Genomic DNA, 11,957 nt, shown 5'->3' on the forward strand with positions numbered 1-11,957 from the left:
AGATGGGAGCATAAAATGCAAAAAAGAATGGGAACATTTCTGGCCAGCGCAATCGCAGCACTGTCCATGACCGTATCGGCAGCCTTTGCTGATACGACAATCAAAATGGTGGAGGTCATCACCAGCCCGCCTCGTACCGAGCTGTTGAAAAAGCAGATTGCCAGCTTCGAACAGGCAAACCCCGGCATAAAGGTGGAACTTGTATCGCTTCCATGGGGACAGGCGTTTGAGAAATTCCTGACCATGGTCCAGGCCGGGGACACGCCCGACATCGTCGAGATGCCCGAACGCTGGATGGGCCTTTATGCCAATAATGCCCAGCTTGAAGACCTTGGACCCTATCTCGCCAAGTGGAAAGATGCCGGCACGCTCGGCGATCGCGCCAAGCAGTTCGGTTCGGTTGTCGATAACAAGCAGTACATGATCCCTTACGGCTATTACATCCGAGCCATGTTCTGGAACAAGAAGCTCTTCGCCGAGGCAGGTCTCAAAGAAGCACCAAAGACACTCGACGAATTCATGGAAGCCAACAAGAAGATTTCCGCGATCAAAGGCAAATATGGTTATTGCCTGCGCGGTGGTCCTGGCGGCTTCAACGGCGTTCAGATGTTCATGAACATTGCCAATGGCAAGGGCGGCTATTTCAATGCCGATGGCACAGCGACAATCAACGAACCCGGCTCGGTCAAGGGTCTGGAGTTGCTGGCCGACATTTACAAGAATGGCTATGCTCCAAAAGACAGCGTGAGCTGGGGCTTCAACGAGATCGTCACCGGCTTTTACTCCGGAACCTGCGCAATGCTTGATCAGGATCCAGATGCACTGATCGGCATTGCTGAAAAAATGAAAGCGGAAGACTTCGGCGTCGCTCCCTTGCCAACAGGACCAAACGGTAAATCCTACCCGACTTTGGGTTATGCAGGTTGGGCGATGTTTGCTGATTCCGAGGTCAAGGATGACGCATGGAAACTGATGGCGACATTGCTTTCGCCTGAAGACAATATTGAATTCGCCAAGAATGTCGGGGTTCTGCCGATCCACAATGGCGCGGACAAAGACCCATATTTCGGCGCTGAAGCCTTCAAAGGATGGTTTGAGGAAATCAACGACCCAAAAACCTTCGAATTGGTGACACCACCAACCCATCTTGAAAACCTCGGCAATTTCTATGACTCCGTTTCAGTCAAGAATTTTCAGGAAGTATTGCTCGGCCAGAAAACGCCAAAAGCAGTCGCTGATGAGTGGGCTGCTTTCCTTACCGAACAGCAGCAAGCCTGGATGGCCAAGAACAAGAAATAATCTGAGTTGAATAAATGCTCCGGTGCGCTGTGCCGGAGCATTCATTGCGGGGATTGCAATTGCCTTGTGCGTGGTTCGACAAGCTCACCATGAGGGAAGTTTATAAGCTGCAGGGAGCCGGATTCTGAGACGTTGCAGAAAACCTTGCAACTAACCACGTCCCTCATGGTGAGCTTGTCGAACCACGCACAAAACCTATGCAAACGAGCTTAAAGCATTGTGTCGTGTATTATGGAGAAAGATTCTAATGACACACGCAACAGCGGCGGGTTTGCCGCAGGGGAATGGAAGGGAAGGTGGCAAGCGCCGTTTCTCGACTATTTTCGAACCATGGCTCTATCTGAGCCCCGCACTTGTCCTGCTTTTGCTCGTGCTCGTCGTTCCGCTGATATTCGGTATCAGCTATTCTTTCCGGAAGTTCTCGGCGTTCAAATCTGAATTTGTCGGCCTTGGTCAATATGAAGCCCTGCTGCATGATGCAAATCTCGGTCAGGCGCTGATGAATACACTGTGGTGGACTGTTGCCAGCCTCGTTTTGCAGTTCTTCCTTGGTTTAGGATTGGCATTGCTGCTTGATCGCAATTTTTACGGCAAGAAAGTGGTGCAGGCCATCGTATTCCTGCCTTGGGCAGTTCCGTCCTTCCTTTCAGGTCTTACATGGGCGTGGCTTTTCAATCCGATTGTCGGGCCTTTGCCACACTGGCTGTTCGCTTTGGGGCTCAAGTCCGAACCCACCAATATTCTCGCTGATCCAGCCACCGCCATGTGGGGGCCTATCATAGCGAATGTTTGGTTCGGCGTGCCCTTCTTCGCCATCACCCTGCTGGCTGCGTTGAAATCCATTCCCGGCGAACTGCATGAAGCTGCGGCCATTGATGGGGCGAGCCCGTGGCAGCGCTTCATGAAAGTGACCCTGCCTTTTCTTGCGCCCACCATTGCGATCACAGTGATGCTGCGCACCATCTGGATCGCCACTTTTGCCGACCTGATTTATGTCATGACCGAGGGCGGACCCGCGGGTTCAACCAATACAGTTGCAACCTATATTTATGTGAGCGCTTTCAAGACGCTGGACAAAGGCTACGCCTCAGCGGTCGCGGTACTCCTGCTTGCACTCCTCATCCTCTACGCGATTGTTTTGATCCGCATTCGCAAATCTCTCGTGAGGTATTCCTGATGATCGCCGGACGCTCACGCAATGCCAGGATTCTTGGCGGAATTGGCCTTTATAGCGCAGTCGCCGCCTATGTAATTTTTGCGCTCTTTCCCCTGTTCTGGACACTGAAAATTTCAGTCACGCCGCAATCGCTTCTCTATTCAGAGGGCATAACGCTTTGGCCGTCATCAGCAACATTCGAGAATTACAAGACTGTTTTGCGCGCTACAGACTTTCCGCGCTACTTCGTCAATAGTGTCATTGTATCAGTCATAACGGCAGTGCTGGTAACAATCATTGCATCAGCGGCCGGCTATGCAATGTCGCGCTTCTCATTTCGTGGAAAAACGACTGTCGCCGTCACACTCCTGCTGACCCAGACGTTTCCTCTGGTCATGGTGATACCGCCAATTTATCGAATAATGGGCCAGCTTGGGCTGACTGACAGCCTGACCGGTCTGATCATCATCTATACTGCCTTCAACATCGCCTTTGCCACATTTCTCATGCAATCGTTTTTCGATGGCATCCCGAAAGACCTGGAAGAGGCAGCGATGATCGATGGCTGCAATCGCAGCCAAGCCTTGCGCCGCGTTATCATTCCTCTGACCCTACCGGGAATGGGGGCAACACTCGGTTTCGTATTCACTGCGGCATGGAGCGAATTGCTGTTCGCATTGATGCTTATTAGCAGCGACAACCAGAAAACCTTCGCGGTTGGCCTACTCACATTCATTGGCAAGTTTGCGGTCGACTGGGGTCAGATGATGGCCGCCTCGGTGCTGGCTTTGATACCCGCATGTCTATTCTTCGCCTTCCTGCAACGATACCTCGTCACAGGCCTCACGGCCGGTGCGGTGAAGGGCTAATAAGGGATTTAACACGATGGCTTCTGTCACTATTACCAACGTCCAGAAAAGCTACGGCGCCATGAATGTGCTCTCTGCCGTTAATCTCGAAATTCCGGATGGCGAATTTGTCGTGCTTGTCGGGCCGTCAGGCTGCGGCAAGTCCACCTTGCTACGCATGATCGCCGGGCTTGAAGAAATCTCTGCCGGAGAGATCAGGATTGGCGACCGCGTCGTCAATGATGTGGCGCCCAAGGATCGCGACATCGCCATGGTGTTTCAATCCTACGCGCTCTATCCGCATATGGATGTGGCCTCGAATATGGGCTTTAGTCTTATGCTGCGGAAAGCGGCCAAGGAACTTGTCCTGGACCGCGTCAGCAGCGCCGCAAAGCGACTGGGGCTGGACGTGCTTTTAGAGCGGCTTCCCCGCCAGCTTTCCGGTGGTCAGCGCCAGCGGGTTGCCATGGGCCGCGCTATTGTTCGTGATCCCAAAGTGTTCCTTTTTGACGAACCACTCTCCAATCTCGATGCCAAGCTTCGTGTGCATATGCGTACGGAAATCAAGGCGCTGCACCAGCAGCTGAAAACCACATCGGTTTACGTCACCCATGATCAGGTGGAAGCAATGACCATGGCAGACCGCATTGTGGTCATGCATGATGGCATTATCCAGCAAGTCGGCACGCCCTTGGAACTATACGATAATCCGGCCAATATTTTCGTTGCAGGATTCATCGGATCTCCGGGAATGAACTTCCTTCCAGCTGTGGTACGCCGCGAGGGGGATAAGGCTTGGGCCGAGTTGAGCGACGGTCAGACCATTGGCCTGCTTCCGCAATTGGAAATCTCGGACAGCGAAAGAGTGACAATTGGCATTCGCCCCGAGAATATTGAAGTCGGCGGCGGCACTGATCTGAAGGCACAGATAGAGGTCATAGAGCCTCTTGGATTGTCGACGCAGTTCTATACGAAGCTTTCCGGGCACCAGACCTGTATATTCGCCATGGGTAGGACAGACCGGCAACCCGGAGATATGATTGGCCTTGGCATCAAGCCAGAGAATGTCCATCTTTTCCATGGCGCGAGCGGTTTGCGCATCGGGTAGGCCATATAGAGAGCATAGACGTCTTTGCGTGGTTCGCCCTTGGCAAGCTCAGGAGCTCGCATGAGGGGATGGGTGGGCTGCAAGTCTCGTGCAAAGACCACATGCGAGGCTCAAATCGAGCTCGACGCAATAGCATAAACCTTCCTCATGGTGAGCTTGTCGAACCACGCGGAAGGTCTATGCAAAATGGTTCAAGAAATTGTGCCTGCGTCCGTAAGGTTCGGCAATTGAAGAAAACAACAGTGCCGAAATTATATTCCTGATATCCCGTAAAATGTGGTATGAATTTCGTCTAATTCTACTTTCATGACGCTAGAATGCCTATACAGGCGATCTACAAAGTGACATTTTCCAATCATTAGCCCAAATGCGTACAAAGACGCAGCGGCGCATAGATATCGGATGGAAACAAAATGAACTGGCTGAAATCAATCGTCGTCATCGGTGCTCTGGCAATCTCACCCGTGCATGCATTCGCAGGCTCGAACCTTGAGGAAATCAAGTCCGCAGGTGTTCTCAAGATCGGTACTGAAGGCACTTATGCGCCATTTACCTATCACGACGCCGCCGGCAAGCTTGTTGGTTTCGATGTGGAAATCGGCGAAGCCATTGCCAAAAAGCTCGGCGTGAAAGCCGAATTCCTGGAAGGCAAATGGGATGGTTTGATTGCCGGTCTTGACGCCAAGCGCTACGATACTGTTATCAATCAGGTCGGCATTACCGAGGCCCGCAAGGCCAAGTATGACTTCTCCGAACCCTACATCGCATCCAAGGCCGTTCTCATCGTCAAAGGCGACAATGATGAAATCAAGGGCTTTGCCGATCTGAAGGGTAAAAAGTCTGCTCAATCTCTTTCCAGCAATTTCGGCAAGATCGCCCAGAGCAATGGCGCAGAGCTGGTTGGAACTGACGGCTTCGATCAATCAATCCAGCTTCTGTTGAGCGGACGCGCCGATGCAACCGTCAATGACAGCCTGTCGTTTCTTGACTTCAAAAAACACAAGCCCGACGCCAATGTAAAAATTGCAGCTGAACAGGCCGATGCGGATTTCTCCGGAATCATCATTCGCAAAGGCGAGCCTGAATTGCTGGCAGAAATCAACAAGGCGCTTGAAGCAATCAAGACCGATGGCACTTATAAACAGATTGCCGACAAATATTTCGGCCAGGACGTTTCCAAGTAATCACCGTTTACGGCAAACAGAATTTACGCTCTAACAGGGCAGGGGGTTTGTCCCCCTGCCTTTTATTTTTTCCAAGGAGAAGAGGCCGTGCCCAGCTGGCTTACTTTGATGCTCGAATCCTTGCCCTCACTCTTGTGGGCTGGCTTGATCTTCACCATTCCGCTGACGCTTTTATCGTTCGTGCTGGGGCTCTCTGTTGGCCTGCTCGCAGCGCTTATAAGGCTTTTCGCTCCTGCGCCCTTTGCGGCCATCATCAAATTCTACGTCTGGATTATCCGTGGCACACCGTTGCTGGTTCAGCTTTTCCTGATCTTCTATGGCCTGCCAAGCGCCGGAATTGTTCTTGATGCTTTCACCGCTGCACTGATTGGCTTCACGCTCAATATCGGCGCATATACGTCTGAAATTCTTCGTGCCGTCATTTCCTCTGTTCCGAAAGGCCAGTGGGAAGCGGCATATTCTATCGGCATGAACTGGTCACAGGCCATGCGACGCACGATCCTGCCACAAGCTGCCCGCGTCGCAGTGCCACCTTTGTCCAACACATTTATCTCACTGGTAAAGGACACTTCTCTCGCTGCCGCCATCACCGTGCCCGAGCTTTTCCAGGCGGCACAGAGGATTGTCGCCACGACCTATGAGCCACTTATTCTCTACATTGAAGCGGCGATCATCTACCTCATTTTAAGCTCGGTTCTCTCATCCTTGCAGGCAAGACTGGAAACGCGGCTCAACCGGTATGGTGGCTTTCTGGAGGCCCGATCATGATGATCCAACTCAAGAATATCGAGAAGAATTTTGGCGATCTTCAAGTCCTGAAGAATGTGTCTCTTGATGTAGCAGAAGGTGCGGTAATGGCACTTGTCGGCCCTTCCGGTGGCGGCAAGAGCACATTGCTTCGTTGCATCAACCTGCTTGAAATTCCCACCGCTGGCAGCGTCGAAATCGCCGGAGACCGTCTTGAGTTTCAGCCGGGCGTCAAACCTTCGACGAAGCAAATTCAATTGCTCCGGCGTCACACTGGCATGGTCTTTCAGAACTTCCAGCTCTTTCCGCATCGAACCGTGATTGAGAACGTGACCGAGGGCCTGACCACCGTTCTCAAATGGCCCAAAGAGAAGGCGAGGGAGCGCGCAAAGGCCCTCTTGGAAAAAGTTGGCCTTGCACATAAATCGGAGGTCTGGCCCTCAACACTTTCCGGCGGACAGCAACAGCGTGTCGCCATTGCCCGTGCATTGGCTCCATCACCCAAGGTCCTTTTGTGCGACGAACCTACCTCTGCGCTCGACCCGGAACTATCGGGCGAGGTGGTCGATGTTCTGGCTCAATTGGCGCGGGAAGGCACAACAATGGTCATGGCCACGCATGATTTGCGGCTGGCTTCACGCATCGCCAATGAAGTGATCGTATTGGATGGCGGCGTAATTGTTGAAACGGGTACTTCACGTGATATCTTCACTCAGCCCAAGCATGAACGTACAAAACGCTTCATAGCCACGCTGACTCACGATGGTCATATGCATGGCGAGGGTATTTAAAAAACCGAGCTAAGCGACCTCGACGCGATTTCGGCCGCTTAGCTTTGCATGATAAAGTGCCTTGTCAGCAGCCTTGAGCAAGGCCTCCATGCTTGCATATTTCTCGCCCAAGCTGGCAACACCGGCGCTCACAGTGACATTGACGCTTTCCGATCCCGAGACAAAATCCGTATTTTCAATCTCACTGCGCACGCGTTCTGCCAATGCATTGGCAGCATCCTGTTTTGTATTGGCGAGCAGTAGCAAGATTTCTTCGCCGCCATAGCGGACCACAACATCACCAAGGCGCACATTCTTCTGGATGATTGCCGCCACATCAGCCAGTACCGTGTCACCCGTATAGTGTCCAAGCCTGTCGTTGATTGTTTTGAAATGATCAATATCAATCATTATCAAGGAGCAATGGGCCGCTTTGGCTCGATTATCATTCATTGCTCTTAAAGCTGCCTTGTCGAAGGCCCTGCGATTCTGGAGCTTTGTCAGGGGATCCACAGAAGCTTCATGCTCCAGCGCCCTGATGATCCTCAAGCGGGATTTTTCCCTTTCCAGGAAATTGACGATAATGACGACATTGGCGATATTGGCCAATATGACTGCGATCAATGGCGCGCCGACAATGGTTGCAACGACTTCACCTGGCAGCAGCACAACGGAAATAATCGAGAGCGATGCAGCCAGCCCGATGAGCGTCGAGCGACCAAAGCCAACCGGAATTTTTCGGACCGGAACACGCGCTGCAGCATAACTCACGCAGCAAAGCATCAAGATGGACAAGAGTCCTGGCACGACACCAACGCCGCCGAGCCATATGCGATAGGCAGCGATCAATAAAGCAGCAATGACGGTGCCAATAAGTCCCCCATAAGGATAAACAATTGCCAGGAGAGCGGTGCGGCCATCGAAGAAGACACCCGGTGCCGGCATCACCGCATCGTTCATCGACAATATGGCACCAGTGGCAAAGAGGATGCCGATAGCAGCGCTCTTTTTCCAACCATTCGGAAAATTACGAATGACCATCGAATAGGAAAGGATGACGAGCGCGGTTATACCAAGTATCCGCACAATCCCCGTCGCCAGTATGCTTAATTCCATTTCATTCTCAACGTATAGAACCGACAGTTGATCTACATTCGGTATTGTTGGAGCATGGCCTGTGCACTACGCAAAAACAACCTCTGAATGTCACTGGGGCTTTTATTTGATGTTAAACCTGGTCCAAGCACCTTGGGAGCAAGAGACTCTAAAGCCTTTAGGCCAGTCCTTCTTCAGTCAAAGCTCGTTGTACTGAGTGCATACGCTCGATCCTATCCCGATATTCGAGGAGCCGCGGCGATACTTCCATACTCGACATGCGCGCCCAGCGTAACATGACATAGAGAAATGCATCCGCCACGCTGAAATCGCCGCCCAACAAAAATGGTTCATCGAGCACCTCGGTGAGATAGGCGAACCGCCCGGCGACCATTTTGGTCAGGTCGCTTTTTGCTTCGTCACCCGGCAGGAAAAAGGAAAAGACGAAGGGCTTTTGAATTTCGCTTGATATGAAAGCCAACATCTCAGTTTGCCTGTCGATATCAGGCTTTGACCCTTCCGAAAATCGCGGCGAGTTTCGTGAGATCCAGTTGAGAATTGCAACATTTTCCGTAAGTTGCCGGCCATCGTCAAATTCCAGCAGGGGTACATAGCCCTTGGGATTTACCTTATTGTAATCGCCAGGTTCCTTGATCGTTCGCGTGAAAACATCGACCTTGATCAGCTGCGGCGTATGACCGCCTTCCGCAAGGGCAATATGCCCGGCTAAAGCACAAGTGTCGGGAGAATAGAAATATTTCATGATTGGACCCTCTCGAATAGCGTTAGACCCGGTTTCAGCCCGCAGCCAAGATAAAAGCCTGTTTCAGTAATTTGCAACAGCGAGCCTTGTCTCGGCGCAACATAAGGGATTTTGCAGCGCACCATTGGTTCATGGGGAAAACAACTTCTAGGGACTGGACCAATCCGGGAGAGGGGTTCAACTGTAGCTGAAGCGAGTCTCCTGGCAGGCTGGCTACGACCTTCTGACAGAAAACCCCACTGATAAAGGAATAATCATGCAGCAGCCTCACAAAGTGCCGGTGCGTAATCTTGTTGCTGCTGTTATCGGCAATGCGCTCGAATGGTATGATTTTCTTGTGTTTGCCTTTATGACACCCATCATCGCGCGGTTGTTTTTCCCGGTCGATCCCTCCGCCTCAAGCAGCGATCTGAATGCTATCCTGATGACCACGGCCATTTTTGGCGTCGGATTTCTGATGCGTCCCGTCGGCGGCATTATTCTTGGTCTTTATGGCGACAAGCATGGCCGCAAGGCTGCCATGGTGTTGATCACTTCGCTCATGGCGGTTTCCATGGCGATCATCACATTCGCTCCGACTTATCAGGCGGCGGGCGTTCTGGCTCCATTGCTGATCCTTATCGCCCGGCTGATACAGGGCTTCTCGGCCGGCGGCGAATTCGGCACGGCGACAGCATTGCTCATCGAGATGGCACCTCGCGAAAAGCGCGGCTTTTATGGCTCCTGGCAAATGACCGGCCAGATGATCGGACTGTTGATTGGCGCCGCTGCAGGCACACTAATGACAGTCTATTTTACGCAGGAGCAAATCGAGGCATGGGCTTGGCGCATTCCCTTTTTCGTTGGCCTGGTCATCATTCCTGTTGCCGTCTATATCCGTCAACGCCTTGATGAGACAGAAGTATTCCGCAATGCCAAACGGGAAGAGACCGTTAAAGGCACCCACATCAGCATCGGAGAATTGCTGGCAAGCTCATGGCGCGAAACAGTATTGGGCATCGGGCTTGTCGCAGCTGCTACTGTTACGGTGTATATAACCTTCACCTATCTCGTGACCTTCGCGACGAAGATCCTTCAGCTGCCACTTCAGGAAACGTTCGAGGTTCAGATGCTTGGGGCATTGTGGGTTGTTGTCCTGACACCCTTGATGGGTATCCTTTCCGATAGGGTGGGCCGAAGCAAGCTGTTGATCACCTCGCTTGCGGTCTATCTCGTCATCTTGTTTCCGCTCTATTCGTGGCTGACAGCCGCTCCCACGATCAGCAGGCTTATCGTGGTACAGCTGGCAACCGGTCTTTGCGCGGCAGCATTCTTTGCCGTGTTCAGCACAGTCATGGCCGTGCTCTTTCCAACACGCGTGCGGTCTTTGGGCCTGTCAATCTCGTACAATATTGCCGTGATGCTCATTGGTGGTTTTGCACAGTTCATCGTAACCTGGCTGATCCAGAAGACCGGATCACCCATGGCGCCGACTTATTATGTCATGTTCGGCGTGGCGCTAGGCCTCATCGCTGCATTGATCCTCGGCAAGAGGGCAGATAGCAACGAGCATTTCTGATAGCAGGGTACTTTGGCGAAGTACGCGTTAGATTGGGATGCACCGCCGGGCGCGTTGCATCCTCCTAAACCAGACATTCAATACGTGTCGCACTTCATCCTTGAACCCACCCCGGATACACATAGTTATCGCGTAATCTATCTTATGGAACCAAGCCAGATCCAGCAATGCGCGATCTGAAGCAATTCGAATTTCTCTGTTTTAGCTTGAGACCTCTAAATCGCCGCGGTGTGCAATTCTGCCGCCGGTCTGTGGTTTTGCAACGCCTGTTGTGTGCGGGAAACTGAGTGGCAGTCCCTTAAGCGAACGCATTGCCAGATAAGCGAAGCATTCCGCTTCTACCGCATCGCCGCGCAGGCCCACATCGTCAGCGATGATCACCTCCACATTAGCTCGCTTTGAAATTTCCTTCATCATGACCGGGTTCTTGCGCCCACCGCCACATACGACCATCTTCTTGGGTCGTTCCGGCAGAAGGTCCAACGCTTTTCCCACCGCGCCAGCAGTAAAAGCTGTCAGGGTCGCTGCACCATCTTCAAGACCAAGACCGTCAGCCATGGATGCCGGGAAATCAAACCGATCAAGCGATTTCGGATATGGTGCATGGAGGAATGGATGGATGAGAAGCACGCGCAGGCGCTCCTCATCAACGTTTCCACTTGCGGCAATCTTGCCGTCACGGTCCATTTCCTTGCCCGTTTTCGCCCGTATCCAGTCATTGACCGGAGCATTGGCCGGACCGGTATCAAAGGCGATCATGTCGCTTGAATTGCACCAGGTGATGTTGGCGACACCGCCCAGATTGAGCATGGCATGATCGGCGCCAGCTCCAATCTTTTGCAACATGGCCTTGTGATAAATCGCCGAAAGCGGCGCTCCTTGCCCGCCTGCCTCTACATCCGCAGAACGGAAATCGAACACAACATCCGTTCCAACAATCCGCGACATGATTGCGCCATCGCCCAATTGTCGTGTGAATCCGCGATTTCCGCCTTGAGGCGCCACATGGAGAACCGTCTGACCGTGAAAGCCGACAGCTGCAATATCGGAAGACTGGAAGCCATGCTTTTCAAGGAATAGATTGACGGCAAGCGATTGCGCTTCCGTCAACGCGATTTCCGCTTTGCGAAAGATTTCCGGCTCAGGACCCTTGAATTGCCATTCACGGGCAATGTCCAAAGTTTCCGCCAAAAGCGAGCGAATATCGGTGGGATAAGGTGCCAATTCCCAGGGGCCGAACTCGTCAATGGTTTCGCCATCACTGCGTATCATTGCAATATCGATGAAACCATCCAGCACAGTGCCGGTCATGAGACCGACTGCCCAGCTTGACTTCATATCGGAGGTTTTAGGATGGTTCATACGGCGGACTGCGCTCCCGAGCGATTGCGGTATTTCGCAGCCTTGTTAACCCGTTGGCGGCATGATC

The 11,957-nt window shown here is 52.4% G+C and carries 11 protein-coding genes; 8 read left to right on the forward strand and 3 right to left on the reverse strand.

Going from position 1 to position 11,957, the window contains the following annotated elements:
- The first annotated feature begins 27 nt into the window (after nucleotides 1–27).
- The 7 genes from V9K95_RS13220 (at nucleotide 28) to V9K95_RS13250 (ending at nucleotide 7,133) form a co-directional block, all read left to right on the forward strand.
- A complete protein-coding gene (locus V9K95_RS13220) occupies nucleotides 28–1,299 on the forward strand; it encodes an ABC transporter substrate-binding protein (protein WP_336442023.1) in 1,272 nt (423 codons plus the stop codon).
- A gap of 247 nt (nucleotides 1,300–1,546) precedes the next feature.
- Nucleotides 1,547–2,476: a carbohydrate ABC transporter permease gene (locus V9K95_RS13225; protein WP_336441943.1), complete on the forward strand. Its 930-nt coding sequence runs from the start codon at nucleotides 1,547–1,549 to the stop codon at nucleotides 2,474–2,476.
- Nucleotides 2,476–3,324 (forward strand): carbohydrate ABC transporter permease, encoded by an 849-nt coding sequence (locus V9K95_RS13230; RefSeq protein WP_307275296.1) that lies wholly within the window; start codon nucleotides 2,476–2,478, stop codon nucleotides 3,322–3,324. Before V9K95_RS13225 ends, V9K95_RS13230 begins: the two co-directional genes overlap by 1 nt.
- 16 nt (nucleotides 3,325–3,340) lie before the next feature.
- Nucleotides 3,341–4,411, forward strand: coding sequence for an ABC transporter ATP-binding protein (locus V9K95_RS13235; protein ID WP_115053686.1), 1,071 nt, complete (start codon nucleotides 3,341–3,343; stop codon nucleotides 4,409–4,411).
- A gap of 413 nt (nucleotides 4,412–4,824) precedes the next feature.
- Nucleotides 4,825–5,595 carry an amino acid ABC transporter substrate-binding protein gene (locus V9K95_RS13240; protein WP_115053685.1) on the forward strand — a complete coding sequence of 257 codons (771 nt, stop codon included), beginning with the start codon at nucleotides 4,825–4,827 and terminating at the stop codon, nucleotides 5,593–5,595.
- Nucleotides 5,596–5,682: 87 nt separating this feature from the next.
- Nucleotides 5,683–6,363, forward strand: coding sequence for an amino acid ABC transporter permease (locus V9K95_RS13245; RefSeq protein WP_115053684.1), 681 nt, complete (start codon nucleotides 5,683–5,685; stop codon nucleotides 6,361–6,363).
- Nucleotides 6,363–7,133: an amino acid ABC transporter ATP-binding protein gene (locus V9K95_RS13250; protein ID WP_115053846.1), complete on the forward strand. Its 771-nt coding sequence runs from the start codon at nucleotides 6,363–6,365 to the stop codon at nucleotides 7,131–7,133. The genes V9K95_RS13245 and V9K95_RS13250 overlap by 1 nt, the downstream gene beginning before the upstream one ends.
- Before the next feature lie 9 nt (nucleotides 7,134–7,142).
- On the opposite strand, the gene V9K95_RS13255 is transcribed toward V9K95_RS13250, so the two are convergent.
- Together V9K95_RS13255 and V9K95_RS13260 are read right to left on the reverse strand one after the other, a co-directional pair.
- Nucleotides 7,143–8,228, reverse strand: a complete 1,086-nt coding sequence (locus tag V9K95_RS13255) for a GGDEF domain-containing protein (protein ID WP_115053683.1) — start codon at nucleotides 8,226–8,228, stop codon at nucleotides 7,143–7,145.
- 157 nt (nucleotides 8,229–8,385) lie between these two features.
- Nucleotides 8,386–8,970, reverse strand: a complete 585-nt coding sequence (locus V9K95_RS13260; RefSeq protein WP_336441942.1) for a glutathione S-transferase C-terminal domain-containing protein — start codon at nucleotides 8,968–8,970, stop codon at nucleotides 8,386–8,388.
- A 256-nt stretch (nucleotides 8,971–9,226) separates the two neighbouring features.
- On the opposite strand from V9K95_RS13260, the gene V9K95_RS13265 reads away from it, so the two are divergent.
- Nucleotides 9,227–10,528 (forward strand): MFS transporter, encoded by a 1,302-nt coding sequence (locus tag V9K95_RS13265; protein ID WP_115053681.1) that lies wholly within the window; start codon nucleotides 9,227–9,229, stop codon nucleotides 10,526–10,528.
- 201 nt (nucleotides 10,529–10,729) lie between these two features.
- On the opposite strand, the gene V9K95_RS13270 is transcribed toward V9K95_RS13265, so the two are convergent.
- Entirely contained in the window at nucleotides 10,730–11,866 is a 1,137-nt protein-coding gene (locus tag V9K95_RS13270) for an anhydro-N-acetylmuramic acid kinase (protein ID WP_336442022.1), read from the reverse strand.
- Between the last annotated feature and the right edge of the window lie 91 nt (nucleotides 11,867–11,957).

The sequence above is a fragment of the Phyllobacterium sp. CCNWLW183 genome (assembly GCF_037203775.1).
GTDB classification, from domain to species: Bacteria; Pseudomonadota; Alphaproteobacteria; order Rhizobiales; family Rhizobiaceae; genus Phyllobacterium; species Phyllobacterium ifriqiyense.